This window comes from Paraburkholderia sp. Ac-20342, assembly GCF_017104985.1.
Lineage (GTDB): Bacteria > Pseudomonadota > Gammaproteobacteria > Burkholderiales > Burkholderiaceae > Paraburkholderia.
The window spans coordinates 91,133-112,959 of sequence record NZ_JAAGPQ010000017.1; the positions used below are offsets into that span (position 1 = coordinate 91,133).

21 protein-coding genes and 1 pseudogene are annotated in these 21,827 nt (G+C 64.8%); 18 read left to right on the top strand and 4 right to left on the bottom strand.

Annotated elements, in window-relative coordinates; translation table 11 throughout:
- Positions 1 to 96: 96 nt before the first annotated feature.
- Complete coding sequence (gene metK / locus G3N58_RS09735; RefSeq protein ID WP_167282231.1) at positions 97 to 1,287, bottom strand: methionine adenosyltransferase; 1,191 nt, start codon at positions 1,285 to 1,287, stop codon at positions 97 to 99.
- Positions 1,288 to 1,584: 297 nt separating this feature from the next.
- On the opposite strand from metK, the gene G3N58_RS09740 reads away from it, so the two are divergent.
- From G3N58_RS09740 to hslU, 11 genes are all read left to right on the top strand, one after another.
- Entirely contained in the window at positions 1,585 to 2,469 is an 885-nt protein-coding gene (locus G3N58_RS09740; protein WP_167042176.1) for a lipid A biosynthesis lauroyl acyltransferase, read from the top strand.
- A 558-nt stretch (positions 2,470 to 3,027) separates the two neighbouring features.
- On the top strand, positions 3,028 to 3,345 hold the full coding sequence (locus G3N58_RS09745) for a DUF2778 domain-containing protein (RefSeq protein WP_346778257.1): 318 nt from the start codon (positions 3,028 to 3,030) through the stop codon (positions 3,343 to 3,345).
- Positions 3,342 to 3,605 carry a non-ribosomal peptide synthetase gene (locus G3N58_RS09750; RefSeq protein WP_240158935.1) on the top strand — a complete coding sequence of 88 codons (264 nt, stop codon included), beginning with the start codon at positions 3,342 to 3,344 and terminating at the stop codon, positions 3,603 to 3,605. The genes G3N58_RS09745 and G3N58_RS09750 overlap by 4 nt, the downstream gene beginning before the upstream one ends.
- Positions 3,606 to 4,093: 488 nt before the next feature.
- Positions 4,094 to 5,092: a diaminopimelate epimerase gene (gene dapF / locus G3N58_RS09755; RefSeq protein WP_205999050.1), complete on the top strand. Its 999-nt coding sequence runs from the start codon at positions 4,094 to 4,096 to the stop codon at positions 5,090 to 5,092.
- Between the two features lie 57 nt (positions 5,093 to 5,149).
- Positions 5,150 to 5,896, top strand: a complete 747-nt coding sequence (locus tag G3N58_RS09760; protein ID WP_167282225.1) for a DUF484 family protein — start codon at positions 5,150 to 5,152, stop codon at positions 5,894 to 5,896.
- A gap of 37 nt (positions 5,897 to 5,933) precedes the next feature.
- Positions 5,934 to 6,857 carry a tyrosine recombinase XerC gene (gene xerC / locus G3N58_RS09765; RefSeq protein ID WP_167042170.1) on the top strand — a complete coding sequence of 308 codons (924 nt, stop codon included), beginning with the start codon at positions 5,934 to 5,936 and terminating at the stop codon, positions 6,855 to 6,857.
- Between the two features lie 136 nt (positions 6,858 to 6,993).
- On the top strand, positions 6,994 to 8,196 hold the full coding sequence (locus G3N58_RS09770) for a class I SAM-dependent rRNA methyltransferase (protein WP_167282223.1): 1,203 nt from the start codon (positions 6,994 to 6,996) through the stop codon (positions 8,194 to 8,196).
- Positions 8,197 to 8,418: 222 nt separating this feature from the next.
- Entirely contained in the window at positions 8,419 to 9,507 is a 1,089-nt protein-coding gene (locus G3N58_RS09775) for a GTP-binding protein (protein ID WP_167282221.1), read from the top strand.
- Between the two features lie 690 nt (positions 9,508 to 10,197).
- Positions 10,198 to 10,617: an RNA polymerase-binding protein DksA gene (gene dksA, locus G3N58_RS09780; protein WP_008923580.1), complete on the top strand. Its 420-nt coding sequence runs from the start codon at positions 10,198 to 10,200 to the stop codon at positions 10,615 to 10,617.
- Between the two features lie 368 nt (positions 10,618 to 10,985).
- Positions 10,986 to 11,522 carry an ATP-dependent protease subunit HslV gene (gene hslV, locus G3N58_RS09785; protein ID WP_013088078.1) on the top strand — a complete coding sequence of 179 codons (537 nt, stop codon included), beginning with the start codon at positions 10,986 to 10,988 and terminating at the stop codon, positions 11,520 to 11,522.
- Between the two features lie 9 nt (positions 11,523 to 11,531).
- Positions 11,532 to 12,878: an ATP-dependent protease ATPase subunit HslU gene (gene hslU / locus G3N58_RS09790; protein WP_167042164.1), complete on the top strand. Its 1,347-nt coding sequence runs from the start codon at positions 11,532 to 11,534 to the stop codon at positions 12,876 to 12,878.
- A 156-nt stretch (positions 12,879 to 13,034) separates the two neighbouring features.
- Here hslU and G3N58_RS09795 read toward each other — a convergent pair whose 3' ends face one another.
- The 3 genes from G3N58_RS09795 to G3N58_RS09805 are packed head-to-tail and all read right to left on the bottom strand — an operon-like array spanning position 13,035 to position 15,114.
- A complete protein-coding gene (locus tag G3N58_RS09795) occupies positions 13,035 to 13,577 on the bottom strand; it encodes a response regulator transcription factor (protein WP_167042162.1) in 543 nt (180 codons plus the stop codon).
- Entirely contained in the window at positions 13,574 to 14,884 is a 1,311-nt protein-coding gene (locus G3N58_RS09800) for an ATP-binding protein (protein WP_205999060.1), read from the bottom strand. The genes G3N58_RS09795 and G3N58_RS09800 overlap by 4 nt, the downstream gene beginning before the upstream one ends.
- Positions 14,884 to 15,114: a cysteine-rich CWC family protein gene (locus G3N58_RS09805; RefSeq protein WP_167042501.1), complete on the bottom strand. Its 231-nt coding sequence runs from the start codon at positions 15,112 to 15,114 to the stop codon at positions 14,884 to 14,886. The genes G3N58_RS09800 and G3N58_RS09805 overlap by 1 nt, the downstream gene beginning before the upstream one ends.
- Positions 15,115 to 15,393: 279 nt before the next feature.
- Between G3N58_RS09805 and argB the strand changes: the two genes are divergently transcribed.
- From argB to G3N58_RS09840, 7 genes and pseudogenes are all read left to right on the top strand, one after another.
- A complete protein-coding gene (argB, locus tag G3N58_RS09810; protein ID WP_167042160.1) occupies positions 15,394 to 16,293 on the top strand; it encodes an acetylglutamate kinase in 900 nt (299 codons plus the stop codon).
- A gap of 298 nt (positions 16,294 to 16,591) precedes the next feature.
- On the top strand, positions 16,592 to 17,359 hold the full coding sequence (locus G3N58_RS09815) for a pyrimidine 5'-nucleotidase (protein WP_205999051.1): 768 nt from the start codon (positions 16,592 to 16,594) through the stop codon (positions 17,357 to 17,359).
- Between the two features lie 36 nt (positions 17,360 to 17,395).
- Positions 17,396 to 18,100, top strand: a complete 705-nt coding sequence (slmA, locus tag G3N58_RS09820; RefSeq protein WP_205999052.1) for a nucleoid occlusion factor SlmA — start codon at positions 17,396 to 17,398, stop codon at positions 18,098 to 18,100.
- Between the two features lie 324 nt (positions 18,101 to 18,424).
- Positions 18,425 to 19,570, top strand: coding sequence for a homoserine O-acetyltransferase (locus G3N58_RS09825; RefSeq protein ID WP_167042154.1), 1,146 nt, complete (start codon positions 18,425 to 18,427; stop codon positions 19,568 to 19,570).
- Positions 19,567 to 20,175: a methionine biosynthesis protein MetW gene (metW, locus tag G3N58_RS09830; RefSeq protein ID WP_167042152.1), complete on the top strand. Its 609-nt coding sequence runs from the start codon at positions 19,567 to 19,569 to the stop codon at positions 20,173 to 20,175. Before G3N58_RS09825 ends, metW begins: the two co-directional genes overlap by 4 nt.
- Positions 20,176 to 20,189: 14 nt before the next feature.
- Positions 20,190 to 21,584 carry an AmpG family muropeptide MFS transporter gene (locus tag G3N58_RS09835; protein WP_205999053.1) on the top strand — a complete coding sequence of 465 codons (1,395 nt, stop codon included), beginning with the start codon at positions 20,190 to 20,192 and terminating at the stop codon, positions 21,582 to 21,584.
- A pseudogene (locus G3N58_RS09840) lies at positions 21,581 to 21,827 on the top strand (short-chain dehydrogenase); the annotation flags it as partial. The gene G3N58_RS09835 and the pseudogene G3N58_RS09840, both read left to right, overlap by 4 nt.

Genomic DNA, 21,827 nt, shown 5'->3' on the forward strand with positions numbered 1-21,827 from the left:
GCAAGCGCATCCGGTACATCACCTACGTCCGATAAAGAAAAACCCCGCCCGGCTCGCGCCGGCGGGGTTTTTTAGCTTGATGCGGTCGACTCGCGCTTATTCGGCGAGTGCGGCAACCGGCTCGGTGCCGGCAGCTTCGGCGAGTGCCAGTGCCTTGTCGGTCGCTTCCCACGTGAATTCCGGCTCTTCGCGGCCGAAGTGACCGTAGGCCGCGCTCTTCTCGTAGATCGGGCGCAGCAGATCGAGCATCTGGATGATGCCCTTCGGACGCAGATCGAAATGCTGACGCACGAGTTCGGTGATCGTGGCATCCGACACGCGGCCCGTGCCGAACGTGTTGACCATCACCGAAGTGGGCTGAGCCACGCCGATCGCGTACGACACCTGGATCAGGCAGCGCGACGCGAGACCCGCGGCCACGATGTTCTTCGCGACATAACGGCCGGCGTAAGCCGCCGAGCGGTCGACCTTCGACGGGTCCTTGCCCGAGAACGCGCCGCCGCCGTGGGGCGCTGCGCCGCCGTACGTATCGACGATGATCTTGCGGCCCGTCAGACCGCAATCGCCCTGCGGACCGCCGATCACGAAGCGACCGGTCGGGTTCACGAGGAACTTGATGTCGCCCTTGATGAGTTCGGCCGGCAGCGTCGGCTTGATGACTTCCTCGATCACCGCTTCGCGCAGCGTTTCGAGACTGATGTCCGGCGAATGCTGGGTGGACAGCACGACCGTGTCGATCGAATGCGGCTTGCCGTCGACGTAGCGCACCGTGACCTGCGACTTCGCATCGGGGCGCAGCCAGGGCAGACGGCCGTCGCGGCGCAGATTCGCCTGACGCTCGACGAGACGGTGCGACAGGTGGATCGGCAGCGGCATCAGTTCCGGCGTTTCCTCGCACGCGTAACCGAACATCAGGCCCTGGTCGCCCGCGCCCTGATCGAGGTTGTTGTCGTGCGCGCGGTCCACGCCCTGGGCGATGTCCGGCGATTGCTTGTCGTACGCGACGAGCACCGCGCAACCGCGGTAGTCGATGCCGTAGTCGGTGTTGTCGTAGCCGATGCGCTTGATCGTGTTGCGCGCGACCTGGATGTAGTCGACGTTCGCGGTCGTGGTGATTTCACCGGCCAGCACGACGAGACCCGTATTGCAGAGCGTTTCGGCTGCGACGCGCGAGTATTTGTCTTGCGTGAGGATGGCGTCGAGGATGGCATCCGAGATCTGGTCCGCGACTTTGTCGGGATGGCCTTCGGAAACGGATTCGGAAGTGAAGAGATAGTCGTTTGCCACGTTGCGGACTCCTGTTGTGTGGTTACGGTTGAGTTTCACGTAGCCAGCTTCGGGAGCCTGAAGCGGCGACGCTTTAGCGGATTACCTGACCGTTGGGCGCGGATATCGCATGGAAACCCATGGATCGCACCTGCCGGCTTCGCCCCGCAAGTTGTCTATTAACTCGGCGAAGCCCTTATTATAGCGACTTCCCATAATTGTCACAGAGTGTCCACGAGTGCGGCATCACGTCCATTTCTCCGCTGTCCCGAATTCGCCGCCTCCGGCCACGTGCGCCGCCGCGCGCCTGGAGGCGGCATGCTGAGCCGCTACGGCGCGAAGCTCGCGATCGGGCTGCTCAAACTCTTTGCGCTGCTGCCGTATGGTTTCGTCGCCCGTCTCGGCGACGGCCTCGGCTGGCTGCTCTATCAGCTCCCGAGCCGCCGCAAGCGCATCGTCCACACTAACCTCAAGCTGTGTTTCCCCGACTGGAGCGACGAGCGCCGCGAGGATGTCGCGCAGAAGCATTTCCGTCATGCGATCCGCAGCTATCTCGAACGCAGCGTGCAGTGGTTTGGCTCGGCGAAGAAGCTCGAAAAGCTGATCCAGCTCGATAGCGCAATCGATCTGACGGACCCGGATCTGCCGCCCACGCTGTTTCTCGGCTTTCACTTCGTCGGTATCGAGGCCGGCTCGATCTTCCTGAACTATTCGCTCAGGCGCCAATGCGGCTCGCTCTATCAGCCGATGTCGAACCAGGAACTCGAGGCGGTCGCCAAGGCGGCGCGCGCGCGTTTCGGCGCGGACATGGCGAGCCGCGCCGACAGCGCGCGCATCGTGCTGCGCTGGCTGCGCGAGCGCAAGCCGGTCATGCTCGGCGCGGACATGGACTACGGCGCGCGCAATTCGACGTTCGTGCCGTTCTTCGGCGTGCCGACCTGCACGCTGACCGCGGTCGGCCGTCTCGCGAAGGTGGGGCACGCGCAGGTCGTGCCGTTCATCGGCGAGGTGCTGCCGAACTACAAGGGTTATCGGCTCAAGGTGTTCAAGCCCTGGGAGAACTACCCGAGCGGCGACGACGACATCGACGCGCGCCGCATGAACGAATTTCTGGAAGAGCAGATTCCGCTGATCCCCGAGCAGTATTACTGGGTGCACAAGCGGTTCAAGACGCGGCCGCCGGGGGTGCCGGGGGTGTATTGAGGGGTGGGGGGCGGATGGGCGAGTGATATCGCAGATTTGCAAGCGAACCCAGATATCCAGACGAAAAGCCGGCTTGTAAAGGCCGGCTTTTCGTTTCACGGCCGGGCATTGCCTCACTCATCGCACAGGTGCCGTCCCGCCCGCTCCCGCCAGCCGAATCGGCTTGACGCACCAATGCAGTTCGCAACGATCCGCAACACTCCGGCAAGTTGATCCCGCCCGGCATAGTTCGCCTATCCGCAGCACGCCTAGCCTTGCCTGGAACACCATCAGCAAATTCGACGACTCACGGTTCGGGAAGACGCGCGGACAATTTTTCGACAATAAATGGACCACTCAAGTGCTAGGGTGGTTCTCTTCATAGGCCATTTAACAACTCGCTAACCAGAAAAATATGCGCATCAACTGCACGTTCCGTCTTAATGGAAAAACGATGTCGACGTTGTCTTGCGCGGGTGTAGGAAACTTCTCGGCCTTTTCAGGCGATAAGGCCGGCAAGGACAATCCCGCTTATATCGCATTCCCAACGTCGGGCCGCTGCCGCCCGGCCGCTATTACATAGTTGATCGTGGATCGGGCGGCATCTTCACACATCTTCGCGATTTCTTTCTGCAGCATCTATACGGAACTGACCGAAGCAAATGGTTCGGACTCTATAAAGACGATGGAGAGATCGATGACAGGACATTCGTAAACGGCATTGCAAGGGGCAACTTTCGACTGCATCCCCGAGGCCCTCAAAATTTGAGCGAAGGCTGCATTACTCTGGACGATCCAGTCGGCTTCGAGCGACTTCGCGCGCGGCTGCTGGCAACATCGCGGATCGCCGTACCCGGTGGCAAGGGCTTCGCCTATGGAACCGTTGACGTTCAATGACAACTGTCTTTAAGGTTTGTCTCTATACCGCCTTAACGCTTGCCCTCACATCAGGCTTTATGTGGTGCTTCGGGCATATCCAGTTTTCCGACTGGGCAACCGATGCGCTGGTGCAATTCGGTTCATTCTTTCGCGTCTATGGCGACGAGAATCTGGAAGACCTCTATCTTGATGTAACGTTCCTGATTTCCCTCGCATTCGCAATATCGATCGTATTGGCAGCGCATCGGCTCCGCGGCAAACATAAGCGCCGAGGGTAGCTCACAAACCCACATTCTTCCCGGACGGCGCTTCACGCGCCGTTCTGCGTTGCTCTGAACGAAGCAGCTGATGTCCCTGGCAACGCGCGCTTTCTTTCGTTTGCCAATCACGCGTCCGCGACTGCCGTGGGCGAAGCCGACTCTATTTCAAACGAGTCGAATTCAACAAGCGGCCCCGCACCTAGCGTGGCCGAAAAAACATCTATCGGCTTTGGTTGGTAGGTGTTTTTTCAAAGCAGGATCTCTCGCGTAATTCGAGCGCCCGATTGCTGCGGGGAGTACTTTCGCCACTGGCGACCTGTTCAACATCGCCGCCCGGCGACGCATCCCCGAGCGATGTCGATACCGGCGCCATGAGCACTGCGTGTATCATCCACTATTGGTCTGACACGGCTCGAACGCATCGACGGCGAGGCCGTCAGTCCGTCCCGGATTCCGGCTTCGCTCGAACCCACGAAGCCCTCTGCAGCAACGGATACACGGAAAACGTGAAGCTTAAATTCACCAAAATGCATGGCGCGGGCAACGACTTCGTCGTGCTCGACGGCTACACCCAGCCGGTCAACCTCACCACGGCGCAGGTGCGTGCGCTCGCGAACCGCCATTTCGGCGTCGGCGCCGACCAGTTGCTGCTGGTGGAGAAGCCGACCGTCGAAGGCGTCGATTTCAGATACCGCATCTTCAATTGCGACGGCGGCGAGGTCGAGCACTGCGGCAACGGCGCGCGCTGTTTCGTCAAGTTCGTGCGCGACCGCGGCCTCACCGACGAGCGCAGCGTGCGCGTGCAGGTTCAGAAAGGCACGCTCACGCTGACGATGCAGGACAACGGCGAGGTGATCGTCGACATGGGCGCGCCCGTATTCGATCCCGCGCTCGTGCCGTTCGCAGCCAAGGGTCTGCAAGGCCGCCGCGAAGGCGCGGACACGCTCTGGCCGCTCGACGTGAACGGCACGACACGCTGGATTTCGGTCGTCTCGATGGGCAATCCGCATGCGGTGCAGATCGTCGACGATGCCGAAGCGTTCCCCGTGCTCGTCGAAGGTCCGGTGATCGAGCGGCACGCCCGCTTCCCGCAGCGCGTGAACGCGGGTTTCATGCAGATCGTCAGCCGCAGCGAGATCCGCCTGCGCGTCTACGAGCGCGGCGCGGGCGAAACGCTCGCGTGCGGCACGGGCGCGTGCGCGGCCGTCGCGGCCGGTATCCGGCGCGGGCTGCTCGACTCGCCGGTGCTCGTGCATACGCACGGCGGCGATCTGACGATCACGTGGGACGGCGCGCAGGAAGGCGCGCCGTTGCTGATGGCCGGCCCCGCGGCGACCGTCTTCGAAGGCGAGATCGAATTGGCCGACGAGCTGGCCGACGAATTGGCCAATACGCTCGCCGCCGACCTCGCCCACGAACCGTCCGCCGCACCGTCCGCCACGTCGCAAAACGATTCGCAGCACGATTCATCCGGCACACGAACCACCGTTGCGCCGGCTGCCTGAACTCATTGACCGGCGCGCCGCCCGCGGCGGCCGTCCCGTCGTCCTTTAGCCGAAACCATGAACGATCGCGAAGTCGCCGAATACCTGCTCGCCAACCCCGAATTCTTCGTCGAACACGCGGAAACGCTCGCGACCATCCGGCTCGCGAATCCGCATGGCAAAGCCGCGGTCTCGCTGCAGGAGCGGCAAATGGAGATGCTGCGCGACAAGAACAAGCATCTCGAACGGCGCCTCGCCGAACTGCTGCGCTACGGTCACGAAAACGACAGCATCGCGTCGAAGTTCAACCGCTGGACCATCCGCGTGATGGCGGAGCGCGATCCGTACGCACTGCCGCGCACGATCGCCAACGGTCTGCGCGACATCTTCGACGTGCCGCAAGCGGCGCTGCGCGTGTGGGACATCGCCGAGCCGTACGGGCAAGCCGATTTCGCGCGCCACGTCAGCGAGGAAGTGCGCATTTTCGCGAGCAGCCTGACGACGCCGTACTGCGGCGCGAACACCGGCTTCGAGGCCGCGCAATGGCTCGTGCCGGCGGCGAACGGCGCCGCGAGTGGCGCGAACGGAGCAACCGGCGCGGCCGACGAAAACGGCGCCATACCCGATGAAGCGGCCCACACGACCGAATCGGTCGCCCTGCTCGCGTTACGCGACCCCGAAAGCGCCGAGACTGCCCCCACGTTCGGCCTGCTCGTGATGGGTTCGGCCGACGCGCGCCGTTTCCACGACGGCATGGCGACCGATTTCCTCACGCAGATCGGCGCGCTCGCGAGCGCCGCGCTGAGCCGGCTGCTGCCGCGCTGATTCCGCGCCGCTCGCGCACTCGCCGCCGCAACCCACCGTGACCGCCGCCGACCCGATCGCCGCCTACCTGTCGCATCTCGAGCACGAGCGGCGGCTCTCGGCGCATACGCTGCGCGGCTACACGCACGAACTCGAGGAACTGAAGCGGCTCGCCAACGGCCGGCCGCTCGAAAGCCTCACGGCGGTCGACATTCGCGGCGCCGTCGCGCGCGCACACGCGGGCGGCCTGACGGCGCGCTCGATCGGTCACCGGCTGTCGGCATGGCGCGCGTTTTATCGCTGGCTCGCCGGCCGCGTCGATCTGCCGGCCAATCCGGTCGCGGCCGTGCGCGCGCCGAAGCAGGCCAAAACGCTACCGAAGGCTCTGTCCGTCGACGACACCGCGCGTCTGATGGACAACCCGCCGGCCGACTCGCCCGAGGGCCTGCGCGATCACGCGATACTCGAACTGTTCTACTCGTCCGGCCTGCGGCTCGCCGAACTGGTCGGCCTCGACGTCCGTTTCGCCGACACCGAAGGCTACCGCTCCGCCGGCTGGCTCAAGCTCGATTCGGCCGAAGTCGAAGTGCTCGGCAAGGGCAACCGGCGCCGCGTCGTGCCGGTCGGCGGCAAGGCGGTGGCGGCGCTGAACGCATGGCTCGCGGTGCGCGGGCAGATGGTGAAGCACGATCCGCATCCGCTCTTTCTGTCGGCACGCGGCAACCGACTCTCGCCGAACGTCGTGCGCGAGCGCGTGAAGCGCGCGGCGCTCGCGGCCGGCATTCCCGCCAACGTGCATCCGCACGTGCTGCGGCATTCGTTCGCGACGCACGTATTGCAGTCGAGCGGCGATCTGCGCGCGGTGCAGGAACTGCTCGGCCACGCGAGCATCACCGCAACGCAGGTTTATACGGGGCTCGATTTCCAGCATCTCGCCCACGTCTACGACAGCGCGCATCCGCGCGCCAGAAAACGTAACTGATCACGCAACTGACCACGCAACGGATCGCGCCACCGACAACACGACCGCCGCCGCCCGCCACGGCACGCGGCCCTCCCCCCCGCTTCATGCGCCGCGCCGGGCCTGCCCCGCGGCCCCTTGTTCCCGCTGACATCCGATGAATACCGTTACGCTCAAACCGTCGAAAGAAAAATCGCTGCTGCGCCGCCACCCGTGGGTCTATGCCAACGCGATCGATCACGTCGACGGCCACCCCGAGCCGGGTGCGACCGTGCTCGTGCGTGCGCGCGACGGCCGCTTTCTCGCACGCGCCGCGTACAGCCCGCACTCGCAGATCCGCGCGCGCGTCTGGAGCTTCGACGAAGCCGAGCCGATCGATCACGCGTTCTTCAAGCGCCGCGTGCAGCGCGCGCTCGCGCATCGTCGCGCGATGGTGCGCGACACCGGCGCGGTGCGGCTGATTTTCGGCGAAGCGGACGGCCTGCCCGGTCTGATCGTCGATCACTACGTCGCCGAGGATGCGGGCCAGCGCAGCCAGCTCGTCTGCCAGTTCATGGCGGCGGGCGTCGAGGCGTGGAAAGAGGCGATCGTCGCGGCGCTGGTCGGCGCGACCGGCTGCCCGAACGTCTACGAACGCTCGGACGTCTCGATCCGCCAGAAGGAAGGGCTCGAACAGATCACCGGCGTGCTCGCGGGCGAACCGCCGTCGGACCGGCTGATCGCGAGCGAAAACGGCGTGCGCTATCACGTCGACGTGCGCAACGGCCATAAGACCGGCTTCTACGTCGATCAGCGCGACAACCGCCTGCTCGTGCAGCAGCTCGCGCAGGATCGCGACGTGCTGAACTGCTTCTGCTACACCGGCGGCTTTTCGCTCGCGGCATTGAAGGGGGGAGCCAAGCGCGTGGTGTCGGTCGATTCGTCGGGCGAAGCGCTGGCGCTCGCGCAGCAGAACGTCGCCGCCAACGGCTTCGACGCGGCACGCGCCACATGGCTCGACGCCGACGCGTTCAAGACGCTGCGTCGCCTCTATGACGAAGGCGAGCGCTTCGATCTGATCGTGCTCGATCCGCCGAAATTCGCGCCGTCGCGCGAGCACGTGGATCGCGCCTCGCGCGCCTACAAGGACATCAACCTGACCGGCCTGAAGCTGCTGCGCCCGGGCGGCCTGCTGTTCACCTACTCGTGCTCCGGCGCGATCGACCCCGAGCTGTTCCAGAAGATCGTCTCCGGCGCGGCCGCCGACGCCCGCGTCGACGCGCGCATTCTCAAGCGGCTCGGCGCGGGCGTCGACCATCCGCTGCTCACGGCCTTCCCCGAGGGCGAATACCTGAAGGGTCTGCTGTTGCAAATCGCCTGATCGCCCCTATTTACGGGCGGATTGCAGGCGCCGGCGGCAGCATCGGCGCGGGTTGGCCGTCGTGGGCGCAAACGGCCCCGACCTGCGCCCGCCCGGCAAATATGTTTCAATAACCGGCCAGACGGGCTGCGCGCCATGCGGCCGCCGCGCCCGGCCCACGCATCCGGCTAGCTCAGGCTAGCGTTCGAGTACGCACCGTTTTACGACTTACAGGCGACCTACATGATCCCCGTCACCATCCTGACCGGCTTTCTCGGCAGCGGCAAAACCACTCTGCTCAAGCGCATCCTGAACGAAAAGCACGGCATGAAGATCGCCGTCATCGAGAACGAGTTCGGCGAAGAGAACATCGACAACGACATCCTCGTGCAGGACAGCAACGAGCAGATCATCCAGATGAGCAACGGCTGCATCTGCTGCACGATTCGCGGCGACCTCTCGCGCGTGCTGGGCGATCTGGCCGCGAAGAAGCAGTCCGGCGAAGTGGACTTCGACCGCGTCGTGATCGAAACCACCGGCCTCGCGAATCCGGGCCCGGTCGCGCAAACCTTCTTCATGGACGACCAGATCGCGGGCGAATTCCTGCTCGACGCGATCATCACGCTGGTCGACGCGAAGCACGCGAACCATCAGCTCGACGAACACGAAGTGGTGCAGCGCCAGGTCGGTTTCGCCGACCGCCTGTTCGTCACGAAGGCCGATCTCGTCGACGAACAGCACGTGGCCGATCTGCGCCACCGTCTGCTGCACATGAACCCGAAGGCGGCGATCAAGGTCGTCAATTTCGGCGAGGCGGACATCAAGGAAATCTTCGATCTGCGCGGCTTCAACCTCAATTCGAAGCTCGAAATCGATCCGGACTTCCTCACCGAAGACGAGCACGCGCACAGCCACGCGCATGCGCACGACGAGCACGGCCACACGCACGCCGACCACGCGAACTGCGATCACGAGCACGGCCATTGCGACCACGAAGGCCACGATCACGGGCATCACCACCACGCGCACCACGACGACAAGATCAAGTCGTTCGTGTACCGCAGCGACCGCCCGTTCGATGCGAACAAGCTCGAAGACTTCCTCGGCGGCATCCTGCAGATCTACGGCGAGCATCTGCTGCGCTACAAGGGCGTGCTGTATATGAAGGGCGTCGATCGCAAGGTCGTGTTCCAGGGCGTGCACCAGATGATGGGCAGCGACCTCGCCGCGAAATGGCAGCCCGCCGAGAAGAAGACCAACAAGATGGTGTTCATCGGCATCGAACTGCCGCGCGACCTCATCACCGACGGGCTCGACGCCTGTCTCGCCTGAGCGGCCGCCCCGCTCCCTGGCGGGCCCGGGAAGGTACATGGCCTGCCGCGCGCGCCGTGCGGCAGGCAGTGCGTGTCATGGCCACGGTGTGCCGGGGCGCTCGCCGCGCACCGCGGCACCGGGCCGCAATCCTCTGCTAAAAGCACGGCTCGGCGGTGCCCAAGCCAGTCGAAAGCCAATAGTATGAAAAGCGCGTGAAAACCCTGTTGTATCAAACAGCGCACGACCATCGCTTTTTGGCCTTGTGCGCGTTATATTTTCAGGATATCAATGCGCCACAGACAGATTTCCGCCAGTTGCGGTGCCGTATTGTGATTCAGTTACAATACGGGCCCACTGGAGAATGACAACGAATTGCCCGGTCGCGCGTATCCCGCGGCGGGCCTGAAATGGCGCCGGAAAATCTTGTCCGGAGACACGCCGAAAACGTCGGCGAGCATGGCCCGAAAGGGCACGCGCTTGCCGGCAAGCGATGCCTCGGGAGCATGTGAGAATCGGTTTCCAGAGGAGTTCGGCCCCGCAGCGGCGTAGCTAGCAACGCCCGGCGCGTGGTCGCGAGGCGCTTCGGCGTCACGACAGCCCAACGTTCGTGGCCACCCGGCGCTGTGCGTCCGCGCAATGCCTGTGCGGGCAATACGAGAGTGCGGGCACTATGTAAGAGTTTTGCCCCACATTGAAGAAGTAAGCCAGATGACGACGAAACGACTCTTGACCGAAGCCGAAATCCTGAAGATGAGCGACAAGGATTACATGAATGAGGATCAGCTCGCCTTCTTCAAGAACAGGCTCGAACAGTTGCAGGCGGACATTCTCCGCAATGCCGGCCAGACGACCGAAAATCTGCGCGAAACGGTCATCGTGCCGGACCCGGCCGACCGCGCGACGATCGAGGAAGAGCATGCGCTCGAACTGCGCACGCGCGACCGCGAGCGCAAGCTGCTGAAGAAGGTGCAGCAATCGATCGCGCGCATCGAGGCGGGCGATTACGGCTGGTGCGAAGAAACCGGCGAGCCGATCGGCATTCCGCGTCTGCTCGCGCGGCCCACGGCCACGCTGTCGCTCGAAGCCCAGGAGCGCCGCGAACTGCGCCAGAAGCTGTTCGGCGACTGAACGCCAGTGGCGCGGGCTGCGGCCGCGCGCCCCACAACGCTGCTTCGTCGAGAGGCGCACGGTAAGCCGTGCGCCTTTTCTTTTGGTGTCGTCTTTTTTGTCGTCCATTCGGTGCGGTCCTTCCGGTGCCACCACCTTCCCGCCGCGAGCCGCCGCCGTGCCCGGCCCGCCGTTCGCGCCCCCCTCGCGCCACGCTTCCTGTTTTTCGTCCTATGCCTTTTGGCCGATCTTGATATGGGCGCGCACGCCCTAAAATAGACCGGACATGCGCTCACGAGCGCGCCGGCCGGCGCGCCGTCCGCTGACAGGATTCATGCGGTAGCGCGCCGCGCTATCGCGTCCTACCCGTTTTGCAAAGAGGAACGCATATGGAGCAATTTCACGGCACGACGATCGTTTCCGTGCGCCGCGGCAACAAGGTCGCGCTCGGCGGCGACGGCCAGGTGACCCTCGGCAACATCGTCATGAAAGGCGGCGCGAAGAAGGTCCGGCGCATCTACAACGGCAAGGTGCTGGTCGGCTTCGCCGGCGGCACGGCCGACGCCTTCTCGCTGCTCGATCGCTTCGAAGCGAAGCTGGAAAAGCATCAGGGCAATCTCACGCGCGCGGCCGTCGAGCTGGCCAAAGACTGGCGCACCGACCGCATGCTGCGCCGCCTCGAAGCCATGCTGATTACCGCGGACGCCACCACCACGCTCGTCATCACCGGCAATGGCGACGTGCTCGACCCCGAAGGCGGCATCTGCGCGATCGGCTCGGGCGGCGCGTATGCGCAGGCAGCCGCGAAGGCGCTCGCCGACAACACCGAACTCTCGCCGCGCGACATCGTGGAAAAGTCGCTCGAAATCGCCGGCGACATGTGCATCTACACGAACCACAACCGCGTCATTGAGACAATCGAGTAAGGACCCACGATGAGCACCATGACCCCTGCCGAGATCGTCTCCGAACTCGACAAACACATCATCGGCCAAGGCCGCGCGAAAAAAGCCGTGGCTGTCGCGCTGCGCAACCGCTGGCGCCGTCAGCAGGTCGAAGAGCCGCTGCGCCAGGAAATCACGCCGAAGAACATCCTGATGATCGGACCGACCGGCGTCGGCAAGACCGAAATCGCGCGGCGCCTCGCCAAGCTCGCCGACGCGCCGTTCATCAAGATCGAAGCGACCAAGTTCACCGAAGTCGGCTACGTGGGCCGCGACGTCGACAGCATCGTGCGCGACCTGATCGAAATCTCGGTCAAGCAGACCCGCGAAACCGAAATGCGCAAGGTGCGCACCAAGGCCGGCGACCTCGCCGAAGACCGCATTCTCGACATCCTGCTGCCGAGCGCGCGCGCGGTCGGCTTCGGCTCGGGTTCGGGCGCGACCGACACCGCCGACGAGGGCGGCGCCACGCGTCAGACGTTCCGCAAGCGCCTGCGCGAAGGCACGCTCGACGACAAGGAAATCGAGCTCGACGTCGAGCAGCCGCAGGTCGGCATGGACATCATGGGGCCGCCGGGCATGGAAGACATGACCGAGCAGATCCGCTCGATGTTCGCCAACATCGGCGGCGGCAAGAAGACGCGCCGCAAGATGAAGGTCAAGGAAGCGCTAAAGGTGCTCACCGACGAAGAAGCCGGCAAGATGCTGAACGACGAGGAAGTGAAGACCAAGGCGGTGCAGAACGTCGAGCAGAACGGCATCGTGTTTCTCGACGAGATCGACAAGATCGCGTCGCGCAACGAAGGCAGCGGCGGCGAGGTGTCGCGTCAGGGCGTGCAGCGCGATCTGCTGCCGCTCGTCGAAGGCACGACGATCAACACCAAGTACGGCATGGTGAAGACCGATCACATCCTGTTCATTGCGAGCGGCGCGTTCCATCTCGCCAAACCGAGCGATCTGATCCCCGAGCTGCAAGGGCGCTTCCCGATTCGCGTCGAACTCGATTCGCTGTCGGTCAACGACTTCGAGTCGATTCTCGTCTCGACGGATGCGAGCCTCGTCAAGCAATACCAGGCACTGCTCGCCACCGAAGACGTGCACCTCGAATTCGCCGACGACGGCATTCGCCGTCTCGCCGAAATCGCGTACTCGGTGAACGAAAAGACCGAGAACATCGGCGCGCGGCGTCTCTATACGGTCATCGAAAAACTGCTCGAAGAAGTGTCGTTCTCGGCCGGCAATCATTCGGGCCGCACGGTGCAGATCGACGCGGCGTATGTCGATCGCGCGCTGAACGAAGTCGCGGAAGACGAAGATCTGTCCCGCTACGTGCTGTGATCGCGTAATCGCGCTCGAAGCCGATGCATGAAAAAACGGGCGGCCTTCAACAAGGCAGCCCGTTTTGTTTTATGCCGCTCACCATCACTACGTGGTCGCAGCGCCTCGAACCGCGCGCGCCACGCCGAGCGCGCGCGCCTCGCCCTACCGTACCGCCTACTGCCTGACCGGCCGCTTCGCGAGCTTGCGCTGCAAAGTCCGCCGATGCATGTTCAAAGCACGCGCCGTAGCCGAAATATTGCCGCCGTTTTCCGCGAGCACGCGCTGGATATGCTCCCATTCGAGCCGCGCAACCGACAGCGGCTGTGGATTCTCGATCGCTTCTTCGGCCTGCACCGCGCTCGCCTCGCTTTGCAGCGCCGACAGAATCGTCTCGACATTCGCGGGCTTCGCGAGGTAGTTGTCCGCGCCGTCCTTCACGGCCTGCACCGCGGTCGCGATGCTTGCATAGCCGGTCAGCACGAGCATGCGCGCATCGGGTTGCAGATCGCGCAAGGGCGCCACGAGCGTGAGACCGGAATCGTCGCCGAGATGCAGGTCGACCGTGATCTCGCTGAACTTCTGCTGATTCGCCAGCCTGATCGCTTCGTCCGCGTTGTGCGCTTCGCTCACGGTGTAGCCGCGCCGCGTCAAACCGCGCGCAAGGATGCCGGAGAACACTTCGTCGTCGTCGATCACCAGAAAATTCTTTTCGCTCATGCCTGTTTCTCCCTATTGGATGGCGCGGCGCCTCGTGGGCTCGCGCCGGAAAATTTGCGCCCGGCCAGCGGCAGCCGCAGCACCGCGCGCGTGCCGCGCGGTTTGGCCGCCTTGACATCGGTCAGCTCGATCGAGCCCCGCAGACGCGCCGCCGCCGAGAAGGCCAGGTACAGCCCCACACCGTGTCCGCCTTGCGTGCTCTCCACCGGCATCGCGCCGAGCGAGCCGCGCAACGCGGCCGGAATGCCCGGGCCCGCGTCGCACACGTCGAACTCGATCTGATCGCCGCGCGCCGCGAGCGCGCAGGACAGCGTGACGTGATCGCGGCTCGCGCGCGCGGCGTTATCGAGCAGGATCGTCAGGATCTGGCCAACGGCGACCGTATCGTCGATGCTCACGTCCGCGGGCGGAGCGCCGATCCGCTCGAACCTCACGTGCGGATGACGCAGGCGCCACTGCTCGGCAAACGATTCGAGCCATTCGCCGACCGGCTGGCGGTTCGTCGTGGTCGTTGCGCGGCTGCGCAGGCGCGCGAGCGCGGACGTGCAGAGCGTCATCTGCTGCTCGAGCAGTTCAAGATCGGCGCTGTAGGGCGCGAGTCCCGCGTCGGTGCGCGCCGCGTCGCGCAATTCTTCGGACAACATGGCGATTGTAGACAGAGGCGTGCCGATTTCGTGAGCCACGGTAGCCGCCTGCACGCCGAGCGCGACCGCGCGTTCGTCGTGAAGCAAGCGCTGCTGCGCTTCTCCGAGCGCTGCGTCACGTAGCCGCAGCGCGCGCGACATGCGCGCGACGAACCATGCGATCAGCCCGACGCTCACCATGAAGTTGACCCACATGCCGGCGCGGTAGTACTCGAACAGGTTCGCGGGATTGTCGAGATTGAGCGGCACGGAATCGAAACCGAGCACCGCATAGCAGGCGACCGCGAATGCCGCGAGCCAGGCCATCAGACGCCAGGGCAGCACGGCCGCGGCGATCGCGAGCGAAGGGAGATAGAGCGAAACGAACGGATTAGTCGTGCCGCCCGAGAGAAACAGCAGCGCGGACAGCGCGCCGAGATCGACCCATATTTGCCCGAACAGCTCCATGTTGGACTCGGGCCGCTGCTGCGCAACGCGCCACCACGTGAGCGCGTTGAACAGAACTTCGAGCGTGATGACGAGCAGCATCGCCGGCAACGGCAGATTCACGCCGATGAAGATCTGCACGAACGCGATAGTCACCAGCTGACCGATGATCGCGAGGCTGCGCAGCCAGAACAGATGACCGAGATTGACCCGGCCGGTGTTGGTGATTCGGTGCATCATCGGCGTTGCTCGGTCCCGGACTCTCCTTGCCTCGCGCGCGCGATCTCCGCGACCAGACATTCCGGGCACAGACAGCGGCTCGCCGGATCGAGCCGTTCGGCCGGCAGCGGTTGCAACTCGCGGCACCAGCAATCGAACGGCTGCGCATGCATGCCGCAGTCGAATGCGCTACCGCAGCGCGAACAGCGCGCGCTGTGCCCGGAAAGGACGGAAGAAGATGCGTTCATTGCAGACCGGAAGAGGATTGCGGAAGGACGCCCCCAAAGGCATCGCTCGGGAAATGATGCCACGATCGGCAGCGCCGGTGCATCGGCCATCCGGCTGATTCACAGCCGTCATGCAGGCGCGTTAAGCTTGCTCCTCGCTTCGTCCGCGAAAGTGGTCCTGGTGCGGTACGCCAATCGCGCCCTGCCCGTCGCTCGCGCCGTTGCGGAAAACCCTGTTGCAGCGCGCCAGTCCTGTACAATTCGCGCTGTTTTAACTGTTTCCTGCCCGAGCCTGCCGCCATGTCCGAGCTTCCCGACCTCTCGCAGATTGCGCCCACCCTGAAGGCCGAAATTCTGGCCGAGGCGCTGCCCTACATCCGCCAGTACCACGGCAAGACCGTGGTCATCAAATACGGCGGCAACGCCATGACCGAGGAACGCCTGAAGCAGGGCTTCGCGCGCGACGTGATTCTGCTGAAGCTGGTCGGCATCAATCCGGTCATCGTGCACGGCGGCGGTCCGCAAATCGACCAGGCACTGAAGAAAATCGGCAAACAAGGCACGTTCATCCAGGGCATGCGCGTCACCGACGAAGAGACGATGGAAGTCGTCGAATGGGTGCTCGGCGGCGAGGTGCAGCAGGACATCGTGATGCTGATCAACCACTTCGGCGGCCACGCGGTCGGCCTGACCGGCAAGGACGGCGGCCTGATCCACGCGCGCAAGATGCTGATGCCGGATCGCGACAATCCGGGCCAGTACGTGGACATCGGCCAGGTGGGCGAGGTCGAGTCGATCAACCCGGCCGTGGTGAAGGCATTGCAGGACGACGCGTTCATTCCGGTCATCTCGCCGATCGGCACCGGCGAAGACGGCCTGTCGTACAACATCAACGCGGACCTCGTCGCGGGCAAGCTGGCGGTCGTGCTGAACGCCGAAAAGCTCGTAATGATGACCAACATCCCCGGCGTGATGGACAAGGAAGGCAATCTGCTGACCGATCTGTCGGCGCGCGAAATCGACGGCCTGTTCGAAGACGGTACGATCTCCGGCGGCATGCTGCCGAAAATCTCGTCCGCACTCGACGCGGCGAAGAGCGGCGTGCGCTCGGTGCACATCATCGACGGCCGCATCGAGCATTCGGTGCTGCTGGAAATCCTGACCGAACAGCCGTTCGGCACGATGATCCGCTCGCATTGATTCCGGCGCCGAGCACCGGCCACACGCGGCGCGTGTGCCGGACGGCGCGGCTGGCCGGTTGTGTGGATCGCGCCGGTCATGCCGCAACAGCGGTCGCGGTGGCCGCAACGGCGTTACAGGCGCCCGCGCAAACCATTCGGTTCGTCCCGCCGGCACGACCGGCGGACGGCAACACGAGTAACACCGCCCGCCTCGTGCCGCCACCGTGCTTGCATCCGGGCTCCCCTGCTTCCCCGCGGCAAACCGGCCGGCCGCCTTGGCGGCATGAAGCGCCCATCAGCGCCTGAAGGTCTCCACCATGCGCACCCCCACTTCACGGCGCCGCCGTCCCGACATCGCGGGCGGCAAGCCCGTCTGGCTGTTCGACCTCGACAACACGCTGCACCGCGCATCGCACGCCATTTTCCCGGCGATCAATCACGGGATGACGCAGTACATCATCGACGCGCTGCACGTGGACATCGACGAGGCGAACCGTCTGCGCACCGGCTACACGCAGCGCTACGGCGCCGCGCTGCTCGGCCTCACACGCCACCATCCGCTCGACGCGCACGACTTCCTGAAGGTCGTGCACACCTTCCCCGATCTCGGCTCGATGATCCGCCACGAACGCGGCGTCGCGCGCCTCGTCGCGGCGCTGCCGGGCCGCAAGATCGTGCTGACCAACGCGCCCGAAGCATACGCGCGCGCGGTGCTGGCCGAACTGCGCATCGAACGGCTGTTCGAACGCGTGATCGCGATCGAACACATGCGCGACCGCCGCCAGTGGCGCGCGAAGCCCGATCACGCGATGCTGCGCCGCGCAATGCGCGACGCGCACGTGTCGCTGAAAGACGCGATCCTCGTCGAAGACACGCGCTCGCACCTGAAGAACTACCGGCGGCTCGGCATCCGCACGGTGTGGATCACCGGCCACCTGCCGCGCCGCCCGCACGCGGACGGCGTGCCGACGCGCCTGCCGGGCACCGGCCGGCCGCATTATGTCGATCACAGCATTCGTTCGTTAAAATCGCTACGACTGGGCACCCGCTCGGTTCGATGGAAGGGACGCAAGCCGGGACAGTAGCCACGAAGCCGCCACCACAGCAGCCGGGGGACAGCCATGCAGCCGATCGACAAGCCTCACGAAGCCTTAGCCGAACGCTCCCCCGCGGCGCCCACCACACGTACGCCGCGCCCGAAACCGGGCGAGCGCCGCGTGCATATCCTGCAAACGCTCGCGGGCATGCTCGAAGCGCCGAAGGGCGAGAAGATCACCACGGCGGCGCTCGCCGCCCGGATCGGCGTGTCGGAAGCGGCGCTGTACCGGCACTTCGCGAGCAAGGCGCAAATGTTCGAAGGACTGATCGAGTTCATCGAGCAGACGCTCTTCGGGCTCATCAATCAGATCACCAGCCACGAAAGCAACGGCGTGCTGCAAGCGCGTTCGATCGCGCTGATGCTGCTCAATTTCCCCGCGAAAAATCCCGGCATGACGCGCGTGCTGACCTGCGAGGCGCTGGTCGGCGAACACGAGCGGCTGACCGAGCGCGTGAACCAGATGCTCGAACGCGTCGAGGCCTCGCTGAAGCAGTGCCTGCGGCTCGCGCAAACGGAAGAACTCGCCAGTGCGCACGCTCACGCGGATCAACCCGCCGAGCCGGACGCCACGACACACGCCACGCTGCCCGCCGGCTACGATCCCACGATCCGCGCGAGCCTGCTCCTGAGCTACGTGATCGGCCGCTGGCACCGCTATGTGCGCAGCGGTTTCGCGCGCCCGCCCGCCGAACACGCAGAGGCGCAACTGCTGCTGATTCTTCAGTAGTTCTTTCAGTCGTCCGCGCGGTCTGCCCGCGCCGCTGCCGCGCGGAATTTTCCGCTATACTTTGCGCCTGATGCCGCCGCGGCCCGTCGATGCACAACGGACCGCGCCAAGGCATCCCGAACACGCTGCACCCGGCTTTACCCCTTGCTTCACACCTTTCCACGCGCCGATTTGCTGACTCGATTGCGGGCGCGCGAACCACTGGCCAACGGCCCGCGGTTCACTATAAATGCGGCTAAAGAGGTCGTCAGCTGCGCACACAGCCTTCTCCTCCGTGCATCGCCGACGCCGTTTAGCCGCCCTGTTGACCCAATGGCGGAATGAATGGAATCCATCGGCATCGTCGCTCCCCAAAAAATGCATTTCACCGAGCCGCTGCCATTGCGCAACGGTAGCTCGCTCGCCGGCTACGACCTGATGGTCGAGACCTACGGCACGCTCAATGCCGCGCGCAGCAATGCGGTGCTCGTGTGCCATGCGCTCAACGCATCGCATCACGTGGCGGGCGTCTACGCCGACAATCCGAAAGACGTCGGCTGGTGGGACAACATGGTCGGCCCCGGCAAGCCGCTCGATACCGACAAATTCTTCGTGATCGGCGTGAACAACCTCGGCTCGTGCTTCGGTTCGACCGGGCCGATGAGCCTCGACCCCGCCACCGGCAAGCCGTATGGCGCGACGTTTCCGGTCGTCACGGTGGAAGACTGGGTCAACGCCCAGGCGCGCGTCGCCGACACGTTCGGCATCACGCGCTTTGCCGCCGTGATGGGCGGCAGCCTCGGCGGCATGCAGGCGCTCGCGTGGAGCATGATGTATCCGGAGCGCGTCGCGCATTGCATCGTGGTCGCGTCGACGCCGAAGCTCTCCGCGCAGAACATCGCGTTCAACGAGGTCGCGCGCTCGGCGATCCTGTCGGACCCCGACTTCCACGGCGGCGACTACTACGCGCACGGCGTGAAGCCGAAGCGGGGCTTACGCGTCGCGCGCATGATCGGCCACATCACGTATCTCTCGGACGACGACATGGCCGAGAAATTCGGCCGCTCGCTGCGCCGCGCGGAAGGCGCGCTCGACGACTACAACTTCAACTTCGACGTCGAATTCGAAGTGGAGTCGTATCTGCGCTACCAGGGCGACAAGTTCGCCGACTACTTCGACGCGAACACCTACCTGCTGATCACGCGCGCGCTCGACTACTTCGACCCGGCCAAGGCCTTCGCCGGCGACCTGACCGCCGCGCTCGCGCACACCACGGCGAAGTATCTGATCGCGAGCTTCTCGACCGACTGGCGTTTCGCGCCGGCGCGCTCGCGCGAACTCGTGAAGGCGCTGCTCGACCACAAGCGCACGGTCACCTACGCGGAGATCGACGCGCCGCACGGTCACGACGCCTTCCTGCTCGACGACGCGCGCTATCACAACCTGCTGCGCGCCTATTACGAACGCATTGCCAACGAGGTGAACGCATGAACCAGCGAGCCCTTGATTACCTGGCGTCGCGCCCGGACTTCCGCGCGATCGCCCGCTGGGTCGAGCCGCGCGCGAGCGTGCTCGACCTCGGCTGCGGCGACGGCTCGCTGCTGTCGCTGCTGAACGAGGAACTCGACGTGCAGGGCTACGGCATCGAGATCAACGACGCGGGCGTGCTCGCGGCGACGCAGAACGGCATCAACGTGATCCAGCAGAATCTCGAAGACGGCCTGCGCCTCTTCGAAGACGGCAGCTTCGATTTCGCGATCCTGTCGCAGACGCTGCAAACGATTCATCAGACCGCCGCGATCCTGCGCGAGACCGTGCGCGTCGGCAAGGAATGCATCGTCTCGTTTCCGAATTTCGGCTACTGGGCGCATCGGCTGTCGGTGCTGAACGGGCGCATGCCGGTATCGAAGTCGCTGCCTTATCAATGGCACAACACGCCGAACGTGCGGGTGCTGACCATCAAGGACTTCGAAGCGCTCGCGCCCGAGGTCGGCATCGAAATTCTCGATCGCGTCGTGCTGCACGACGGGCAGGTGGTACGTTGGGGCGTGAACTGGCGTGGTAGTCTTGCGGTCTATCGCGTCACGAAAAGCTAAGCTTAGTTATCCACATGTCGAACCCGCCGCACGAGGCGCCCGCACTTACCGCTCACGAAGAACATCCCGGCTGGCGCGCGTTTTTGAATACGCGCATGCTGATCTGCGTCTTTCTCGGCTTCACATCGGGACTGCCGCTGTTTACGCTCGTCTATCTCGTGCAGGCGTGGCTGCGCTCCGAAGGCGTCAATCTGAAGGAAATCGGCCTCTTTGCGCTGATCCAGTTTCCCTACACATGGAAGTTCGTCTGGGCGCCGCTGATGGACCGCTACGTGCCGCGTCCGCCGGGCTGGCGTCCGGGCAGGCGGCGCGGCTGGATGCTGGTCACGCAGATTCTCGTGGCCGGCGCAATCGCCACGCTCGGCTTCGTGTCACCGCGCGAATCGATCTGGACCGTTGCGGCATTGACCGCGCTGGTCGCGTTCTTCGGCGCGAGCCAGGACATCGTGATCGACGCGTACCGGCGCGAGTTGCTCAGCGACACGCAGCAGGGCCTCGGCAATGCGGTGCACGTCAACGCGTACAAGATCGCGGCGCTCGTGCCCGGCTCGCTCGCGCTGATTCTGTCCGACCATTTGCCGTGGAGCACCGTGTTCATCGTGACGGCCGCGTTCATGCTGCCGGGCGTTCTGATGACGCTGCTGGTGCGCGAGCCCGAGGTGCACGGCAAGCCACCGAAGAATCTGCGCGAGGCGATCGTCGAACCGTTCAGGGAATTCATTCAGCGCGACGGCTGGCGCGGCGCGCTCTTCGTGCTCGGTTTCATCTTTCTGTACAAGCTCGGCGATACGATGGCGACCACGCTGTCCACGTCGTTTTTCCTCGACATCGGTTTTTCGCGCACGCAGATCGGCGTGATCGCGAAGACCACGGCATTCGGCGCGAGTCTCGCGGGCGGTATCGTCGGCGGCATCTGGCTGATGAAAATCGGCATTGGCCGCGGCTTGTGGATTTTCGGTTTGCTGCAGATCGTATCGACGCTCGGCTTCGCATGGCTCGCGCATCTCGGCCCGGCTTCGCCCGGTCTCGCCGCGATTTACGACATCGCGGTCGCAATCAGCCAGGGCACGACGAAGCTGCTCGCGTTCGTCGGCATCGACTGGTCGGTGCAGCTCGATCCGCGCTCGGTCGCGCTCGCGCTCGTCTACGGCTTCGAGACCTTCGCGACCGGCCTGACGATGGCCGCGTTCACTGCCTACATCGCGAGCACCACCGATCCGCGCTACACGGCGACACAGTTCGCGCTGTTCACGAGCCTCGCCTCGGTGCCGCGCACGCTGGCGTCGGCGGCGAGCGGCTACGTCGTCGCGAAGATCGGCTGGTTCGACTACTTCCTCGTGTGCACCGCGCTGGCCGTGCCCGGCATGCTGCTGTTGCTGCGCATCGCGCCGTGGAGAACCCGGCCGTGACAGTCACGCTTATCACACGCATGCGGCGCTTCGCGGCGGCGCGCGCTTTCCCGGTCGAGGCAGGCCGCGCGGCGCGATGCGCGGTATGGCTGCTCGGCTGCGCGGGCATGACGCTGGCGCTGCCGCCGGGCGCATGCGCCGCGGCGGCTGCCGCGCCCGGTAGCAACGCAGGCGCGACGAATACCGAAGCGCCCGCAGCGGCACCGGCCGCCAAATCCGCGCCATCCGCGGCGAGCGAAGAAC